The organism is Alteriqipengyuania lutimaris (assembly GCF_003363135.1).
Taxonomy (GTDB): domain Bacteria; phylum Pseudomonadota; class Alphaproteobacteria; order Sphingomonadales; family Sphingomonadaceae; genus Alteriqipengyuania; species Alteriqipengyuania lutimaris.
The window spans coordinates 587,382-604,499 of record NZ_QRBB01000001.1; the positions used below are offsets into that span (position 1 = coordinate 587,382).

At 63.9% G+C, this 17,118-nt stretch carries 22 protein-coding genes; 11 read left to right on the plus strand and 11 right to left on the minus strand.

Annotation, left to right across the window (positions count from 1 at the left end; genetic code table 11):
* The first annotated feature begins 110 nt into the window (after positions 1-110).
* Genes DL238_RS02850 through DL238_RS02870 form a run of 5 tightly spaced genes read left to right on the plus strand, consistent with a single transcriptional unit; the run spans position 111 to position 5,270 of the window.
* On the plus strand, positions 111-710 hold the full coding sequence (locus DL238_RS02850) for a protein-L-isoaspartate O-methyltransferase family protein (protein ID WP_115490871.1): 600 nt from the start codon (positions 111-113) through the stop codon (positions 708-710).
* Between the two features lie 2 nt (positions 711-712).
* Positions 713-2,212 carry a TolC family outer membrane protein gene (locus DL238_RS02855; RefSeq protein ID WP_115490872.1) on the plus strand — a complete coding sequence of 500 codons (1,500 nt, stop codon included), beginning with the start codon at positions 713-715 and terminating at the stop codon, positions 2,210-2,212.
* A gap of 24 nt (positions 2,213-2,236) precedes the next feature.
* Complete coding sequence (locus DL238_RS02860; RefSeq protein ID WP_115490873.1) at positions 2,237-2,698, plus strand: DUF2497 domain-containing protein; 462 nt, start codon at positions 2,237-2,239, stop codon at positions 2,696-2,698.
* 50 nt (positions 2,699-2,748) lie between these two features.
* A complete protein-coding gene (locus DL238_RS02865) occupies positions 2,749-4,887 on the plus strand; it encodes a dipeptidyl-peptidase 5 (protein ID WP_115490874.1) in 2,139 nt (712 codons plus the stop codon).
* A complete protein-coding gene (locus DL238_RS02870; protein WP_115490875.1) occupies positions 4,884-5,270 on the plus strand; it encodes a (2Fe-2S) ferredoxin domain-containing protein in 387 nt (128 codons plus the stop codon). Before DL238_RS02865 ends, DL238_RS02870 begins: the two co-directional genes overlap by 4 nt.
* A 4-nt stretch (positions 5,271-5,274) precedes the next feature.
* On the opposite strand, the gene DL238_RS02875 is transcribed toward DL238_RS02870, so the two are convergent.
* Positions 5,275-5,592 (minus strand): hypothetical protein, encoded by a 318-nt coding sequence (locus tag DL238_RS02875; protein ID WP_115490876.1) that lies wholly within the window; start codon positions 5,590-5,592, stop codon positions 5,275-5,277.
* A gap of 90 nt (positions 5,593-5,682) precedes the next feature.
* Between DL238_RS02875 and DL238_RS02880 the strand changes: the two genes are divergently transcribed.
* From DL238_RS02880 to xth, 3 genes are all read left to right on the plus strand, one after another.
* Positions 5,683-6,114 carry a CBS domain-containing protein gene (locus tag DL238_RS02880; protein WP_115490877.1) on the plus strand — a complete coding sequence of 144 codons (432 nt, stop codon included), beginning with the start codon at positions 5,683-5,685 and terminating at the stop codon, positions 6,112-6,114.
* Between the two features lie 61 nt (positions 6,115-6,175).
* Positions 6,176-6,505: a HesB/IscA family protein gene (locus DL238_RS02885; protein ID WP_115490878.1), complete on the plus strand. Its 330-nt coding sequence runs from the start codon at positions 6,176-6,178 to the stop codon at positions 6,503-6,505.
* A gap of 37 nt (positions 6,506-6,542) precedes the next feature.
* Positions 6,543-7,319 (plus strand): exodeoxyribonuclease III, encoded by a 777-nt coding sequence (gene xth / locus DL238_RS02890; protein ID WP_115490879.1) that lies wholly within the window; start codon positions 6,543-6,545, stop codon positions 7,317-7,319.
* 62 nt (positions 7,320-7,381) lie between these two features.
* Here the strand turns inward: xth and DL238_RS02895 are convergent, their stop codons facing one another.
* The 10 genes from DL238_RS02895 to DL238_RS02940 all read right to left on the minus strand — a co-directional run bounded on the left by DL238_RS02895 (position 7,382) and on the right by DL238_RS02940 (position 13,859).
* Positions 7,382-8,038, minus strand: a complete 657-nt coding sequence (locus tag DL238_RS02895) for a cell wall hydrolase (protein WP_115490880.1) — start codon at positions 8,036-8,038, stop codon at positions 7,382-7,384.
* A gap of 214 nt (positions 8,039-8,252) precedes the next feature.
* Positions 8,253-8,591, minus strand: a complete 339-nt coding sequence (locus DL238_RS02900) for a DUF1491 family protein (protein WP_115490881.1) — start codon at positions 8,589-8,591, stop codon at positions 8,253-8,255.
* Positions 8,592-8,597: 6 nt separating this feature from the next.
* Positions 8,598-9,059 carry a PaaI family thioesterase gene (locus tag DL238_RS02905; protein WP_115490882.1) on the minus strand — a complete coding sequence of 154 codons (462 nt, stop codon included), beginning with the start codon at positions 9,057-9,059 and terminating at the stop codon, positions 8,598-8,600.
* Positions 9,046-9,474, minus strand: a complete 429-nt coding sequence (locus tag DL238_RS02910; protein ID WP_234030934.1) for a PTS sugar transporter subunit IIA — start codon at positions 9,472-9,474, stop codon at positions 9,046-9,048. Before DL238_RS02910 ends, DL238_RS02905 begins: the two co-directional genes overlap by 14 nt.
* 140 nt (positions 9,475-9,614) lie before the next feature.
* Complete coding sequence (gene hpf / locus DL238_RS02915; RefSeq protein WP_115490884.1) at positions 9,615-10,181, minus strand: ribosome hibernation-promoting factor, HPF/YfiA family; 567 nt, start codon at positions 10,179-10,181, stop codon at positions 9,615-9,617.
* A gap of 50 nt (positions 10,182-10,231) precedes the next feature.
* Entirely contained in the window at positions 10,232-10,933 is a 702-nt protein-coding gene (dnaQ, locus tag DL238_RS02920) for a DNA polymerase III subunit epsilon (protein WP_115490885.1), read from the minus strand.
* A gap of 37 nt (positions 10,934-10,970) precedes the next feature.
* On the minus strand, positions 10,971-11,579 hold the full coding sequence (gene coaE / locus DL238_RS02925; protein WP_115490886.1) for a dephospho-CoA kinase: 609 nt from the start codon (positions 11,577-11,579) through the stop codon (positions 10,971-10,973).
* Entirely contained in the window at positions 11,576-12,430 is an 855-nt protein-coding gene (locus DL238_RS02930) for a shikimate dehydrogenase family protein (protein WP_115490887.1), read from the minus strand. Before DL238_RS02930 ends, coaE begins: the two co-directional genes overlap by 4 nt.
* Positions 12,427-13,026, minus strand: coding sequence for a Maf family protein (locus DL238_RS02935; protein ID WP_267897141.1), 600 nt, complete (start codon positions 13,024-13,026; stop codon positions 12,427-12,429). Before DL238_RS02935 ends, DL238_RS02930 begins: the two co-directional genes overlap by 4 nt.
* Positions 13,023-13,859 (minus strand): pyruvate, water dikinase regulatory protein, encoded by an 837-nt coding sequence (locus tag DL238_RS02940; protein ID WP_115490889.1) that lies wholly within the window; start codon positions 13,857-13,859, stop codon positions 13,023-13,025. Before DL238_RS02940 ends, DL238_RS02935 begins: the two co-directional genes overlap by 4 nt.
* Positions 13,860-14,175: 316 nt before the next feature.
* Here DL238_RS02940 and hemE point away from each other — a divergent pair, with 316 nt between their 5' ends.
* From hemE to rho, 3 genes are all read left to right on the plus strand, one after another.
* A complete protein-coding gene (gene hemE, locus DL238_RS02945; protein WP_115490890.1) occupies positions 14,176-15,207 on the plus strand; it encodes a uroporphyrinogen decarboxylase in 1,032 nt (343 codons plus the stop codon).
* Positions 15,208-15,223: 16 nt separating this feature from the next.
* Entirely contained in the window at positions 15,224-15,667 is a 444-nt protein-coding gene (locus DL238_RS02950) for a CopD family protein (protein WP_115490891.1), read from the plus strand.
* 179 nt (positions 15,668-15,846) lie between these two features.
* On the plus strand, positions 15,847-17,112 hold the full coding sequence (rho, locus tag DL238_RS02955) for a transcription termination factor Rho (RefSeq protein ID WP_115490892.1): 1,266 nt from the start codon (positions 15,847-15,849) through the stop codon (positions 17,110-17,112).
* Positions 17,113-17,118 lie beyond the last annotated feature (6 nt).

The following is a 17,118-nucleotide window of genomic DNA, read 5'->3' on the forward strand; positions in this document are numbered from 1 at the left end:
CATGCGGGTCTTGGCGAGCCTTTCCGCCCCCTATAAGGCACCCTGATACGGCAATGCCGGGACCCGCAGCCGACCGCGTGACGAGCGGCCCAAAGAACGAGACGAGACGTATGATCGATACTGCGCAAAAAGCGCCTGATTTCGCGGCCGCCCGCCGCCACATGCTCGAAAGCCAGCTGCGCACCAGCGGGGTCAACGACCGCTACGTGCTCGATCGCATGGCCGCAGTGGCGCGAGAGGATTTCGTGCCGGAAAATGCGCGCGCATCCGCCTATGTCGACCGGACCATCGCGCTTGGCGCGGGTGCCTTTCTCGCGCCGCCGCTGGCGCACGGTCAGATTCTGACCCAGGCGCGCCCCTCCGCCGACGAACGCGCGCTCTTGGTGGGCCCGGCGACCGGATATCTTGCAGCGCTGCTCCGGCCGCTGGTTGCGGACCTGCGCGAAGCGACCCCCGATGCGGTTCTCGCCGGCGATATCGACGGCACTTTCGACTTGGTGATCATCGACGGCGCGCTCGAGGAAATCCCCGCGCAATTGCGCGCGACCCTCGAGCCCGAGGGACGGCTGGTGACGGGCGTCGTCCGCAACGGCGTCACCCGGCTCGAAATCGGCCGCCGCAGCGGCGATGCCGTGTCGCTGATCTCGCTCAACGAAACGCAGCTTCCCCGTCTCGCAGCCTTCGACAAGCCCCAGAGCTGGACTTTCTGAGCATGATCCGTCCCGCACTTCTCGCCTTTGCGGCCTCTGCTGCCATCGCAGCCGCGTCTCCGGCACAGGCCGATACGCTGCGCGAGGCACTGGCAGAGGCCTACCGGACCAATCCGACCCTGCAGTCGGCGCGGGCGCAGTTGCGGGCAACCGACGAGACCGTGCCGATCGAGAAGGCCGACGGGCGGCCCAGCCTTACGGGCAGCGCCAGCCTGACCGAAGTGCTCATTCAGAATTCCACCAGCTTCTTCGCCCCCGCACGCGCACTGAACCTCGGCGCGGATGCGAGCGTGCCGATCTATTCGGGCGGGGCGGTCAAGAATTCGATTCGCGCTGCCAAGGAGCGGGTCGAAGCGGGTCGGGCGGACCTTCGCGGCACCGAGAGCGCGATCTTCAGCCAGGTTGTCGCCTCCTATATGGACGTGCTGCGCGGCGAAGCGCTCGTCGGGCTGAATGCCAACCAGGTGCAGGTGCTCCAGATCAATCTCGAAGCAACCAGCGACCGGTTCGAAATCGGCGATCTCACGCGTACCGATGTCGCACAATCGCAATCGCGCCTCGCGCTGGCGCGCGGCGATCTGCGACAGGCCGAAGCAGCGCTGATCCAGGCGCGCGAGACCTATATCCAGCTGGTCGGATCGGCGCCTGGCGAGCTCGAGCCGCCGCCGCCGCTGCCCAATCTCCCCGAAGATCCGCGCATGGCGGTAGACGTAGCACTCGACAATAATCCGGATCTCATCGCCGCGCGCGAACGCGCCGCTGCAGCGGGTTACGATATCGACGTTGCAGGCGCGAGCCGCCTGCCGCGCCTCTCCGCTTTCGCCGGGTACGACTACCAGAATTTTCTCGGCAGCATTCCCGGCCAGCCGATCGACCCGAGCGATCCCAACGGCCCATCGATCCCGAGCACACAGACCGCGCAGGGCTCGCAAGCCGGGCTGACCCTTTCGATTCCGCTGTTCCAGGGCGGCAGGCCCGCTGCGCTGCGCCGCCAGGCGCAGGCGCGTGCATCCTCCGCGCTCGATCAGGTGATTGCTGCCGAACGTGACGTGATCGCGCAGGTCCGCGCCGCCTTCGCCAGCTATTCCGCCTCGCTCGCCATCATCGAAAGCTCGCGCGAAGCGGTCGCTTCGGCCGAACTCAGCCTCGAAGGCGTGCGGGCAGAGAATTCGATCGGCAACCGCACCGTGCTCGACGTGCTCAATGCCGAGCAGGAGCTTCTGCTTTCGCGCGTCGAACTCGTGACCGCGCGCCGCAACGCCTATGTCGCCGGCTTCACGCTGCTCGCGGCGATGGGCCGGGCCGAGGCGCGCGACCTCGGCATCGAAGGCGGGGCGCTGTACGATCCGCTGGTCAATTACGAACGCGTTTCGGGCAAGTGGAACGACTGGGACCGCGATCCCGACCCCGAGGCGGGCGGCACCCGCACCATTGACATTCCGCCCGCCGACGCGGAAGTCGGAGAGGTCTACGGCCCGGAAATCGGGCAGGACGGAAACTGAGCGACGGCAAAGGGGGCGCTGCGCGTGCGAGACGGCGAAGCATCGGTCGAAGAAATCCTCGATTCCATCAAGAAGGTCATTGCGCGCGACAATCGCGCAAGCGCACTCGAAGCGCGCCGTCGGCGTGAGCGAAATACACCCAAGTCGCAGGATTCCGTTCAGGATGAAGAGGCGGACGAAGTCTTCGATCTCGCCGAAGCCGACCAGGTCGACTCGGACGACGAGTGCACGGGCGAGCGCGAGGCCGACTCGCTGCTGAGCGCGACCGCACGCGATTCGATGCGCGACAATCTCGCCACGCTAGCCTTGCTCGCCGAGCCCGGTGCTTCACCGCAGATCGTGCGATCGGGCGAAACCTCCCTCGAAGGGCTGGTCCGCGAAATGCTGCGGCCGATGCTCGCCGAATGGCTCGACGCCAACCTCCCGCCCATGGTCGAGGATATGGTGCGGCAGGAAATCGAACGGATCGTCAAGAAGCAGGGCTGATTGCCAGAATTCGCTTGCGGGCGGCGCGCGGAGGCGTAGTTTCCGCGCCCATGCGCAAAGCCTTGCAACCGCTCGCTCTTCTCGCCGCTTCGGCAGCGTTCTTCACCACCCCCGCCACCGCTCAGGATGCCGTCAGCCAGGACAGCGGACAAACCGCCCGTCCGATGACTGCGCGCGACCTCGTCACCATGCCGCGCCTCGGCGGGCCGAGCGTGAATGCGAGCGGAGAGCTCGCGCTGTACTCGGTCACGCAGACCGACCAAGAAGCGCTAACCCGCAGCACGACCTATCGCGTCAAGACGCTCGATACCGGTGAGGATGTCGTCCTGACCTTGCCCGAAGGCGCGAGCTCGCCGGTTTTCGTCGATGACGAACGGATTTTCTTCCTCGCTCCCGGTGGCCGCAATTCGGAAGGCATGCAGGTCTTCAGCGGACACTACCTGGGCGACGGAAGGCTTGCGCAAGTGACCCAGGTCACGCGGCTGAACAACACGGTCGGCGGTTTCAAGGTGTCGCCCGACGGGCAGGCGCTCGCCATCTTCGGCAATGTTCCGCGCGAATGCACCAGCTTCGACTGCGCTCAGGCAACGCCGACCTATGCGCCGGGCCCCGGCAGCGGGATGCTGTTCGATGCCGCGGACGGGTTCGTGCGCCACTGGGATACGTATGAAACTCCAGGCACGTTCAGCCGCGTCTTCGTCTACCCGATCGAGGATGGCTTGGTGCGCGGCGCGGGCACGGCGGCAGATGGCCCTGCAGGCGAGGGTGCCTTGGTGGGCGACACGCCGCTCCAGCCCTTCGGCGGGCTCGAGGACATGGCGTGGGGCGCCGATGGCGAAACGCTCTATTTCGTGGCCCGGCAGGCCGACAGCGACGAGCCGACCTCTACCAATACCGATATTTACCGCTTTGCGATGGTCGACACGGGCCCGGTCAATCTGACCGACTCGAACGAGGCGAGTGACGGCACCCCCGCGCCCTCGCCCGACGGACAGAGCCTCGCCTACCTCGCGATGGAGCGCCCCGGCTACGAATCGGATCGCCAGCGGATCATGCTGCGCGACCTTGCAACGGGCCAAACCCGCGCGCTGACGGAGGATTTCGACCGCAGCTTCGGCTCGCTCGCCTGGACGCCCGATTCGCGCTGGATCATCGCGACGGCGCAGGACGTGCTCGATACGCCCGCTTTCCGGATCGACCCGCGCGACGGGACCGTGACGCAGCTCAACCTCATCACCGGTGACGAAGCGCATATCGGCAATGTGACCCCGGCCGGCGAGACCCGCCTGCTGTTCACGCGCGATTCGATCGCGGCCCCTGCCGAGCTCTACGTGTCGGAGAACTGGAACCAGGCGACGCGCCTCACCGACGTGGCGGCGAGCCGGATGGCCACGCTTGCCCCGGTCCAAACCCGCCGCTTCGAGTTCGAAGGCGCCGATGGCGACACCGTCTGGGGCCAGATCACCAAGCCCTCGGACGCGGCACGCGAATTGCCTGCCATTCTCTACGTCCACGGCGGACCTCAGGGCTCTTTCAACGATGGTTGGTCGAGCCGATGGAATCCGCGTGTGCTCGCGAGCCAGGGCTACGCCGTGATCTCGGTCGATTTCCACGGCAGCACCGGATACGGGCAGGACTTCACCGACGCCATCAATCGCGACTGGGGCGGCAAGCCGCTCGAAGACCTGCAAAAGGGCCTCGCCGCCGCGCTCGCGCTCGACCCGCAGATCGACGGGGACCGCGCCTGCGCCATGGGTGCGTCCTACGGTGGTTACATGATGAACTGGATCGCCGGAAACTGGCCCGACCGCTTCGACTGCCTCGTCCAGCACGACGGCCTGTTCGACATGCGCAGTTTCTATTACGCGACCGAGGAATTGTGGTTTCCCCGCTGGGATTTCGGCGGCAGCTATTCAGAAGCGCGCGACACCTACGAGCGCTGGAACCCCGTCAATTACGTCGACAACTGGCAGACCCCGATGCTCGTGATCACGGGCGAGAAGGATTACCGCGTGCCCTATACGCAGGGGCTGCAGAGCTTCACCGCTTTGCAGGAGCGCGGTATTCCATCGCAGTTGCTCGTCTTCCCGGACGAAAACCACTGGGTCCTCAAACCCAAGAACTCGCTGCAATGGCACGACACCATCTTCGCCTGGCTGGATCGCTGGCTGGCAGAGGACGCCGAATGAGCGGCGAGAAGGAACTACGCAAGGCGCGGCGGGCTCTTGAGAAGACGGGTGGAGAGCGTGCCGCCCGCCATATCTTCCTGTGCGCAATGCCCGAAAAGGCGAAGTGTTGCGGCCGAGAAGAGGGCAAGGAATCCTGGAATTTCCTGAAGAAGCGCCTGAAGGAGCTGGGCATCGGCCCCGCGCGCAAGGACGGTCAGGATCTGGTGATCCGGCGGACCAAGGCCGATTGCCTGCAAATCTGCGAAGCGGGGCCGATCGCGGTCGTCCAGCCCGATAGCGTCTGGTACCATTCCTGCACCCCGCAGGTGCTCGAGGAGATCATCCAGCAGCACCTGATCGGAGGCGAGCCGGTCGAGGCGTACCGCCTCCACCCAGCCGACTAGCTGATCAGTCCTCGCCGCGCTTGTCCTGATCCCACCCGTCTTCTTCCGCGAGCGGATTGTGGATCGATTCGTCGTGGCCGGTGCCGTTCGAAAGGAAGACGAGCCCCATCAGCGCGCTCGTCAGCATCATTGTGAAGCCGATCCCCAGCGCCACCGCGATGAAGAAATGCGGGCTGACATCGGCATCGCTCGAGAAGATCACCACCATCGCCGCACCGACCACGATGATGGTCAGCGCCAGCATGAAGCGCATGATCCGCTTGTAGCGCGCCCAGGCAAAGGCGGCATTTTCGGGATCGTCGAGCGGTGATCTGGGCGCCATGGGGCCCTCCTGTGCAGCATATGGGCACGATTCGCCAAAGGTCGGCACCCGTGGCATTATCTGCGCGTGAGGGAAAGGAGGACCAAAGGCATGACTATTGCCCGACTTATGTCCAATCGCGACGCGGGGGACGTCGTCACCTGCACGACGGGCGCGGTAATGCGTGACGCCGTTGCGATGCTTGCCGAGAAGCGGATCGGGGCACTGCCGGTGATGGAGGGAGAGCGCGTAGCCGGAATTTTTTCGGAGCGCGACGTGATCTATTGCCTTGCCAAGCAGGGTCCCTCCTGCCTGGACCGGCCAGTGGGCGAGGTGATGACCGCGCCTGCGATCACCGTCGACGGCACCGAAACGGTCGACCGCGCGCTGGCGCTGATGACCAAGCGCCGTATCCGCCACCTGCCGGTCGTCGAGGATAGCAAGCTGGTCGGCTTCGTTTCGATCGGGGATCTCGTGAAATATCGATTCGACGAGATCGAACGCGAAGCGGCGGCGATGCGCGACTATATCCAGACCGCGTGACGCAGCATCGTGCGCGAAGACGGCGCTTGAGAGAGGGGCCCATCGCGCCCATATTCGCAATATGAGCAATATTCCCTCTCTGACCGAAGCCGCCGCCGCGCGTGTTTCCGCCATCGCGAGCAAGCAGGGCAAGCCTGCGATCCTGCGCCTCGCGGTCGATGGGGGAGGGTGCTCGGGCTTCCAGTACCGCTTCGAACTCGCCGAGGCCGCCGATAGCGAGGATGCGACGAGCGAGACCGACGGCGTGAAGCTGGTGGTCGACCCTGTCAGCCTCGATTTGGTCGCCGGAAGCCAGGTCGACTTCGTCGAATCGCTCGGCGGCGCAGCTTTCCGGGTGGAGAACCCGCAGGCGGCCGCAGGCTGCGGCTGCGGCTCCAGCTTCGGGATTTGAGTTAGACTAGAGCGCGCATGTCGGGCAGGAAACCGGCATGAAAATCGCCACCTTCAACATCAACGGCATCAAGGCGCGGCTGCCGCGCCTCATCGAATGGCTCGAAGAAACGAAGCCCGATGTCGCGTGCCTGCAGGAAATCAAATCGCAGGACGATGGCTTCCCTGCGGATGAATTCGAAAAGGTCGGATACCAGGCCATCTGGCACGGCCAGAAGAGCTTCAATGGCGTCGCGATCCTCGCCAAGTCCGACCACGCGCTGACCGAAAGGATGCGCGGCTTGCCGGGGGACCAGAGCGACGAGCAGGCGAGATACCTCGAGGCCGAGGTGGGGGGCGTGATCGTCGCCAACCTCTACCTGCCCAACGGCAACCCGCAACCGGGGCCCAAATTCGACTACAAGCTGGCATGGATGGAGCGGCTGCGTGCGCGCATGCAACGGCTATGGGCGGAGGAGAAGCCGGTAATCGTGCTCGGCGATTTCAACGTGATCCCCGAGGACAAGGATGTCTGGTCGCCGCCTGCGATGGAGGATGATGCGCTGATGCAGCCAGCCTCGCGCGATGCCTACCGCCGGTTGCTGACCGATGGCTGGACCGACGCACTCGACACGCTCAATCCGCGCGGCGGCGTGTGGACCTTCTGGGACTATCAGCGGGGCGCATGGCAGCGCGACCACGGCTTTCGGATCGACCATTGCCTGCTTTCGCCCGAACTGGCGGACCGGCTGGAAGCTGCCGGCGTCGACAAGGACGCTCGAGGGCGCGAGAAGGCGAGCGATCATGCGCCCGTCTGGGTCGAGGTCCGCTCCTGACAACGCAAAAGGGGCGTGGCACCCGCCCGGCACCACGCCCCTCTCGTCAATTCGGCGGTCTATCAGCGATAGAAGATGTGGGTCTTGATGGTGGCGCGCGCCTGTTTCGAGCGCGCCCAGCGCGGGCTCACGTAATTCGCATGGAAGTAGAGCGAATCGTCCGCCTCGCTGTCCCACAGGCCCTCATGGGCGATGCGGGCAATCTTGCGCGCGCGTTCCCAGGCGCCCGCATTGGTGCGGCGGCTGGGGATGCGGCCATTCTTCACGAAAGAGAACTGCGACCGCTGGGTGACCACGCCGCAATAGTCCGATGGGAAGACTGCGGATTCGGCGCGATTGATGACGACCTGAGCGACGGCCAGCTGGCCCTCGATCGGCTCGCTGCGCGCTTCGAAGTAGACGGCCCCTGCCAGGCATTCGAGCTGGCGAGAGAGCGTCTGCGGCGCGTCGACTTCCGCGATCAGTTCGCGGAGCGAGGATGCTTCGGGCATGGCCGGCGCGGCGGCCATGGTGGCCTCGGGCGTTTCCTCGGCCTCGGGCAGCGGCTGGACCACTACTTCCGAGATGAAAACAGGTTCAGCCGAAGCTTCGAGCTGCGGCGCGTCTGGAATTGCGATTTCGCCATGCTGGGCTTGCGCATCCGCATAGCTGAAGCCTGCGGAAGCGATCAGTCCGGTGGCGGCACACGCCGCAAAGCCGAAAGTCTTCTTGTTACCCATTGATCCCGTTCAAAGGGCGGTGAACGAACACAGACGCAGGCGGGAACCATCACGCGCCGAAGCGCTTTTATCGATTGTACAAGTGTGAGGGTTCGGATGGCCTGCCGGCCGTTCCCCGACTGCGTGCTAACCAGAGCGGCCGTATTGCCGCTCCCGATCGCCTGCGCAAATTCGAAGTCGCGGGCCATTTGACCATGAACGCTCGCGGGTCAAGTTAAGAGCGCAGTTGTGCGACGAACCGTTCGATATCGTCGACCTGCGCTTCGACAATCCATAAATCGGGATCCTGCGTGCTTCTGCGATCGCAGTATTCGTAAATTTTCCCCTCTTTTTCAGCGGTTTCTTCCTGCGTTACTTGCCATTCGAAGGCAAAATCGGCCGAGGGCCGTCTTTCGACTAATTTCACCGTTCCGGCGCGATCGCGCAGCAATAGAACATAGGTACCGCTTTCGCGGTCACCTTTGGCAAGGATAACTCCATTGCCCCCTTCTGCAGTGATTTGGCGCAAAAGACCGCTCACGACGAGATGGGTCGGCAATCGCGAATCGCTCATCACAGACTATTCCGCGTATCCATCGAGGCCCGAAAGCGCGATTCGCGAACGCATAAAAGTACCCGTTCCGCGGCCGATCTCGTCGCCTTCCTCGTCCACCAGCCGCGATTCTGCCACCAGCACGCGCCGTCTGCCGCTGATCCACACGCCCGAAGCGGTTACCCGCCCGCTGCGGACCGGCTTGGTGAAATGCACGTTGAATGCGGTGGTGAGCAGGAAGCGATCGGTGACGAGGCTGTTGGCGGCGTAGAAGGCCGCATCGTCAAGCATTTTGAAATAGATCGTCCCGTGCGCGGCACCCGCGGCGTGGAACACGTTCTCGGTGACGTCGAATGCGATTTGCGCGCGCCCCTCTCCGGTTATGGTCAGCGAGGATGCGAATGTACCGTTGATCGGGGCCGAGCGATAAAGCCGCTCGAGCGCGCGAAAATGAGCCGTCGGCCCTGGCTGCGCTTCAGGCTGCGTCACGCAGGCCCGAACCGTCGATCAGCGCGAAGAGCTCTTCTTCGCTTTGCGCCTCGAACAACAGGTGAAGCAGGCGGTCGTCACGGGTGAGGCGCGACATCGCGGCGAGAGCGTGGAGATGCTGCGCCCCCGCATCCGTCGGCGAGATCAGGCCCATGACCAGCCGAACCGGCACGCCGTCGGCTGAATTGAAATCGACATCGCGATCGAGGTGGACGAGCATCGCCACGGGCGCGTCGACCACGTCGAGTCTCGCGTGCGGCATCGCCACCCCGCGTCCGAAGCCCGTGCTGCCAAGCGTTTCACGTTCAAGAAGCGAGTCGAGAACCTCTTCCGCATCGAGACCGTAAGCGGCGGCAAATCCCTCAGACAACACGGACAGGATCGCGTTCTTGCTGCCGCAGGATACGCGACGCACGGCTTCGGGGGTCAATCGAAAGGGACTCGACACGGAAGGCTGGCCTGTCTTGCTAGCGTGTTTCGGAGCGATCCCGGCAGGATCAATCCTGATGCAGATGGCGGCGCGTCTGCCTTCTTGGCTTTCGACGCGCCCGTGCGTCAGTGCGGCTCAACCCATCCGATCGTGCCGTCGTGGCGGCGATAGACCATATTATGACGACCGGAGCCAGCATTTTTGAAGAACAGTGCGTTCGTGTCGCGCAAATCGAGCATCATGACCGCATCGGCCACCGATACTTCGGGGATGTCGGTCTTCGTCTCGGCGACCACGGGCGCTGAATCTTCCACCTCGCTCTCGTCCTCGTCGGACCTCGCAGCGAAGATCCGGTAGGCGGCTTCTTCTGCTTCGGGGGAGAGCACGCGATCAGTGTGCCGCTCGCTCAACCGCCGCTTGTACCGACGGACCTGTTTCTCCAGCTTGCCTACCGCCGCATCGAGCGCCTGATGGATATCATGCGCTTCGCCGCGCGCCTTCAAGGTCAGTCCCTGCATGATGTGGGCGACGATATCGCACGAAAATGCGCCGCCTGGCTGCTTGCCGAAGGTGACATTCGCGGAGATCGCGCGACTGAAATACTTCTCGACGATGGCGGAAAGGCGATCGGTCGCGCTGTCTTGCAAAGCTGCGCCAGTATCGATCTGATGGCCGGAAACTCGGACGTCCATTATGAGAATTTCTCCCTTTGTTCCTGCGCCGACGGGAAGCGTGGCGCCGCCTATCTATTCCAGATAGGTCTTGCGATACGCTCAAGAAAGGCCGCGTGCCGTGCAAGTTCCGCATCGCTTGCACAATGGGGCCGGGCCGGTCGGCGCGGACGGTCGGCGGAGGGGACGAGCTGAACGACTTCCGCCTCGCCTGACTCGCCATCGTCTTCCCGAGATTCGGGGATGAGGCCCATCGCGATCTGCCGCCCGCCGGTCAGCTCGATATAGACCTGGGCGAGCAGTTCCGCGTCGAGCAGTGCGCCGTGCAGCACGCGGTGGCTGCGATCCACGCCATAGCGCGAGCACAAGGCATCGAGCGAGTGCTTGCCGCCGGGGTGCTTGCGCCGCGCGAGCTCCAGCGTATCGATCTTGCGGCTCAGGCAGATCGGCGTGCGGGTACACAATTCGAGTTCTGCATTGAGAAATGCGAAATCGAACCCGGCATTGTGCGCGACCAGCTTGTCGTCGCCCACGAACTCGAGAAATTCGTCCACTCCGTGCGAGAACAGCGGCTTGTCAGACAGGAACTGCGCGCTGAGGCCGTGAATCGCCTCGGCCTCGGTCGGCATGTCGCGCTCGGGATTATAATAGGCGTGAAAGGTTTTTCCGGTCGGCATCCGGTCGATCAGCTCGACGCAGCCGATCTCGACCATGCGGTGGCCCTGCCTGGGGTCGATGCCGGTGGTTTCGGTATCGAAGATTATCTCGCGCATGGCCCGACTATCGGCCTCGAAATGCCCGCTGGCAAGGTCAGGTACGCGAACGTTTCTCAGCAGCCAGCGCGTCGACGAGCGCAGCGACGGCATCGCGTGTTTCGCCCAGGCTCGTCCCGGTATCGATCACATGATCCGCGCGCGCGCGCTTCTCCGCATCGGGAGTCTGAAGCGCTAGGATCTGCTCGAATTTCTCCGGTGTCATGCCGGGTCGGGCAAGCACACGGTCACGCTGCACGTCCGGTGGTGCGGACACGACGATCACGCGATCCATGGCGTCGGCACCGCCCTTTTCGAACAGCAGGGGAATGTCGAACACCACCAGCGGCGCCTGCGCATTATCCGCGAGGAATGCCGCACGCCGTTCGGCAACCGCGGGATGCACGATCGCTTCGAGCCGGGCGAGCTGGGCCGGATCGCCGAAAACTTCGCGGCCCAGCATATCGCGGTCGACACCTTCGGGCCCGGTCGTGCCGGGGAAGGCCGCTTCGATCGCCGGTAGCAGCGCGCCATCCGCGCCTTGCATCCTGCGAACTTCCGCATCGGCATCGAAGACCGGCACGCCGAGGTCCTCGAGCATCGCGGCCACTGTCGACTTGCCCATGCCGATCGAGCCAGTCAGTCCGATGATGCGCGGGCCGCTCATTCAGCCAGCTTTTCGCGCAATTCGAGGTCGAACTGGCGGGGCGCGGCGTGACCAAAAAAGAGCCGGAATGCCTCCGCCGCCTGACCGATCAGCATGGCGAACCCATCGATCGTTTCATGTCCGGCCTCGCGCGCGGCCTTGAGAAACTCGGTTTCGACCGGGTCGGTCACGATGTCATAGGCAATGCTGCCCGGTGGCGCGTGGCTCCAGTCGAATGCCAATGGCGGCTTTCCCCGCATACCGAGCGGGCTGGCGTTTATTACGAGATCGAGCAGGCCGATCCGGTCATCGAAGACGAAATCGGTCGGGCTCGCAAAATAGTCGAGCGAGGTCGTATGGGTCTGGGCCTCGCGTGGGAGGCTTTCGGCCAGCGCATCCGCCTGCTCGGTCCGGCGTGCGGCAATGACCAGAGTGAAATTATGCGCGGCGAGGGCATGGGCCAATGCCTGCGCCGCGCCGCCTGCACCGAGAATGCGCGCCATGCGAAACAGGTGCGAGGCCTGCAGGACCTGCCTCAGCGGTTCGAGAAAGCCCGCCGCGTCGGTATTGGTGCCTACAAGCGCGCCGCCCGCAGTTCGCGTGATCGTGTTCACCGCGCCGATGGCGTCGGCTGGCGGGTCGATCCGATCGAGATGCACCATGACCGCTTTCTTCAGCGGCATGGTGACGTTGCAACCCAGCCAGTCGGAGTTGGCTCGCCGATCGCCGAGATAATCCGCCACTTCGCCCTCGCTCACGCGGGTCGCGCCGTAGTCGCCCTCGATCCCGAGCTTCTCGAGCCAAAAGCGATGAATGGTAGGCGATTTGGACTGGCTTATCGGCTCCCCGATAACCTCCGCGTAGCGCGTCATGACGGCAGCAGGCCTTCCTCGCGCAATGCGCCGAGTACCTGCAGCAGTGGCATGCCGAGAATCGTGAAATGGTCGCCGAAGATACGGTCGAACAATTGGACGCCCATTGCCTCGATGCGGAAGACTCCGACAGTCTGGCCCACCGCAGGCCACTCGACATCGAGGTAACCGGCGATGAAATCTTCGCTAAGCTCGCGCACATGGAGCGCGGCGGCATCGCTTCCGATCCAGACGATGCGCCCGTCTCGCGCCAGCGCTGCGGCGCTGTGCAAGTGCATGGCCTTGCCTGAGAAGTATCGAAGGTGCTCGGCTGCTTCTTCGCGGCTTCCCGGCTTGTCGAAGCGCCGTCCGCCGCACACCACCAGGCTGTCCCCGCCCAGCACCAGCGCCCCGGGCCGCGCCTGCGACACCGCGCTTGCCTTGGCTGCGGCGAGCGCCTGAGCGATCTCGGACGGCTCTGCATCCGCCATCTCCGCTTCGAGCGCGCGTTCGTCGATATCGGCACCAACCGGTTCGACGCGCACGCCCGCAGCTTCGAGCATGGTCCGGCGCGAGGCGCTGTTCGATGCAAGAACAAGGGTGGTCTGCTCGGTCAGATCGGCTTCTCCGGGGGTTTCGCGCGTGTGGTGCGCTCGCCCATCAACTTGATGATCGCGGCCGCCGTTTCCTCGATCGAGCGGCGGGTGACGTCGATCACCGGCCAGTTGTTGTCCGCAAACATGCGCCGCGCAAAACGTACTTCCTCTTCCACCCGCTCATGCTCGGCATAGGCGGTTTCGGACGCCTCGTTGAGCGAGAGCAGTCGGTTGCGACGGATCTGCACCAGCCGTTCGGGCGCGGTCGTCAGCCCGACGATCAGCGGACCCGACAGTTCGAACAGGACCGGGGGAGGGGGACTTTCCATCACCAGCGGGATATTGGCGACCTTGTAGCCCCGGTTGGCGAGGTAGATGCTGGTCGGGGTCTTCGAGGTGCGCGACACGCCGGTCAGCAGGATATCGGCCCGGTGCCATTCCTCGCTCCCCGCGCCGTCGTCATGCGCAATCGTGAAGTGAATCGCGTCGACCCGGTTGAAATAGGCCTCGTCCATCCGGTGCTGGCGCCCGGGCCGCCCGTGCGCTTCCTGCCCGAACTGGCTCTCGAGCACCGCGGTGACCTCGCCCAGCGCATCGACTGCCGGCAGCGCAAGCTGGCAGCACTTTTCCTCCAGCGCCTGGCGGGTGTCTTCGTTCACCAGCGTATAGAGGATCAGCCCGGGCGCTTTCTCGAGTTCGGGGACAATCCGCTCGAGATGCTGGCGAGAGCGGACCATCGGCCAGAAATGGCGTACGACATCCACGCCTTCGAACTGGGCGAGCGCGGCGTTCGCGACCATCTGCAGCGTTTCGCCGGTCGAATCGGAAAAGAGATGAAGGTGGGTGCGCGACAATCGGCCTGTCCGGGCTGTGGAAAGACCACGGGATAAACCACTTCACAAATGCGAGGACAAGTCCGGCACGCAGATCATGCCCGGCACGCACCGGAATTGCCGGGGGAGTCTGCCAACAGGGATGGCGCTTATCGACACGATGGTGAGAACGGGGACAAGTTTCGATTGACCATGCATTCCCAACGAGTCGAGGAAGCGTGCCGGGAGGAGTCTTTTCCCCCAAGGGGTGTGCAGCACCGAGTTGTCCGCCCTGTCCACAGGGCCAACTTCCTACATCCATCTATTAATATTATTAGATATTGGGTTAGTTAGAGAGATGCCCGGTCCGCTTCTCGATTGCCTGCAAGGCAGGATTTCCGCCGTTCCCCCCGTCTGGTTCATGCGCCAGGCAGGGCGATACCTCTCCGAATACCGCGCCTTGCGTGAGGAGAAAGGCGGGTTCCTCGATCTCGTCTATGACAGCGAGGCGGCGTGCGAGGTCACGCTGCAGCCGATCCGGCGCTTCGGTTTCGATGGCGCGATTCTCTTTTCCGATATTCTGATCGTGCCGCACGCAATGGGTCAGAAGCTGGAGTTTCTTGCCGGAGAGGGACCGAAGCTGTCCCCCCCGCTTGCCGAGAGTGAAATGCAGCAGCTGAGCGGCGATCCCTCCCGCTACGATCCGGTTTATGAAACCGTGCGGCTATGTCGCGAGCAGCTCTCGCCCGATGTCACCATGCTCGGTTTTGCGGGATCGCCCTGGACCGTCGCGACCTACATGATCGCGGGCGAGGGGAGCCGGGACCAGCACGAAGCGCGTGCGATGGCTTATCGCGATCCGGGCAAGTTGAGCGCCATCATAGGCGCGGTTGCGGATCAGACGATTTCCTATCTGCGCGGGCAGATCGACGCCGGCGCCGAAGCGGTGCAGCTGTTCGACAGTTGGGCGAGCAGCCTTGCGCCGGACGAATTCGACCGCTGGGTGATCGAGCCCAACGCCGCGATCGTCGCAGCGCTGAAGGAAACGCATCCCGGTGTCCCGGTGATCGGTTTTCCCAAGGGCGCGGGCGAGAAGCTTCCCCGCTACGCAGCGCGCACGGGCGTCGATGCGATCGGGCTCGACGAGACGCTGGATCCCGAATGGGCGCACGCCGCCTTGCCCAAGGGAATGCCGGTGCAGGGCAATCTCGATCCGCTGCTGCTGCTCGCCGGCGGCGATCGGTTGGATGCCGCCGTGGTCCATATCCTCGAGAGCCTGAAGGGCCGGCCGCACGTCTTCAATCTCGGCCATGGGATCGACCGGCGCACGCCCATCGCCCATGTCGAGCAGGCGCTTTCGACTTTGCGCAATTGGCAACGCCCGGCTTAGGCGATAGGGCGAGGACATGCAGGAAACGCTCGGAATGCTCTATTTCTGGATGAAGGCCGGCCACATCATCTTCATGGTGTTCTGGCTCGCCGGCCTTTTCATGCTGCCGCGCCAGCTGGTCTACATGCATGGCGCAGCGCCCGGATCGGACGAGGAATCGCTGTGGGCAGGACGCACCCGCCAGCTGGCGAAGATCATCCTGACGCCCAGCATCGTCGTGACCTGGATTCTCGGCCTGACGCTGTCGGTCACAATCGGCGCATGGGACCAGGGCTGGTTCCACGCCAAGCTGTTGCTGGTGCTGATCCTGAGCGGTTATCACGGTTACATGATCGCGCTGTCGAAGAAGATGGCGCGGGGGGAGCGTCCGCTGGCCGAAAAGCGGCTGCGCCTTTTTGGCGAAGTCCCTGCACTGCTCCTCGCGCTGATCGTCGTGCTGGTGATCGTAAAGCCCTTCTGATCGAGTTTTTGTGCGCCAAGCTCGATTGACCTGAGCGGGCGGGCGGCCTATTTCCGTTCCAGACCCGTCCGGGTATCTGGTGGCACAAAGCTGCTGCCGCACACTGCTTTCCCCAAGCGTCACATACGGCACCTGGCATTCCTGCGCCTCGGGCACGAATTTCCTCGGATAAAATATCTATGCATCTCAAAGATTTGAAAAAGAAGGCTCCGGCCGAGCTGGTATCGATGGCGGAAGAGCTCGGGGTCGAGGCCGCGGGCACGATGCGCCGGCAGGACCTGATGTTCTGCATCCTGCGCGAGCTTGCGGAGGACGAGGAATACGACGAGCAGATCATGGGGATCGGCACGATCGAGGTGTTGCAGGATGGCTTCGGCTTCCTGCGCTCGCCCGAAGCGAACTACCTTGCCGGACCCGACGACATCTATGTTTCGCCCAACCAGATCCGCAAATGGGCTTTGCGCACCGGGGATACGGTGGAAGGCCAGATCCGCGCACCGCGCGAGGGCGAGCGCTATTTCGCGCTGACCAAGCTGACCTCGGTCAATTTCGACGAGCCCGAAGCGGTCCGGATGCGCACCAATTTCGACAATCTCACGCCGCTCTATCCGGAACAGAAGCTCAGCCTCGATACGCTCGACCCCACGGTGAAGGACAAGAGTGCGCGGGTGATCGATATCATCTCGCCGCAGGGCAAGGGCCAGCGCGCGCTGATCGTCGCGCCGCCGCGTACGGGTAAGACCGTGCTGCTGCAGAACATCGCCAAGGCGATCACCGACAATCACCCCGAAGTGTTCCTGCTCGTCCTGCTCGTCGACGAGCGGCCCGAGGAAGTTACCGACATGCAGCGTTCGGTGAACGGCGAGGTCATCTCCTCGACCTTCGACGAACCCGCGCAGCGTCACGTGCAAGTCGCTGAAATGGTTATTGAAAAGGCCAAGCGCCTCGTCGAGCACAAGCGCGACGTCGTGATCCTGCTCGACTCGATCACGCGCCTCGGCCGTGCCTACAACACCGTCGTTCCCAGCTCGGGCAAGGTGCTGACCGGTGGTGTCGACGCCAACGCGCTCCAGCGGCCCAAGCGCTTCTTCGGCGCGGCGCGCAATATCGAAGAGGGCGGCTCGCTCTCGATCATCGCCACCGCGCTGATCGATACCGGCAGCCGGATGGACGAAGTCATCTTCGAAGAGTTCAAGGGCACCGGCAACTCGGAAATCGTCCTCGACCGCAAGGTTGCGGACAAGCGCATCTTCCCCGCACTCGACGTCGGCAAGTCCGGTACGCGCAAGGAAGAGCTGCTGGTCGAGAAGGACAAGCTCTCGAAGATGTGGGTGCTGCGTCGCATCCTCATGCAGATGGGCACCATCGATTCGATGGAATTCCTGCTCGACAAGATGAAGGATTCGAAGACCAACGAGGACTTCTTCGACACCATGAACCAGTAGCGGCAT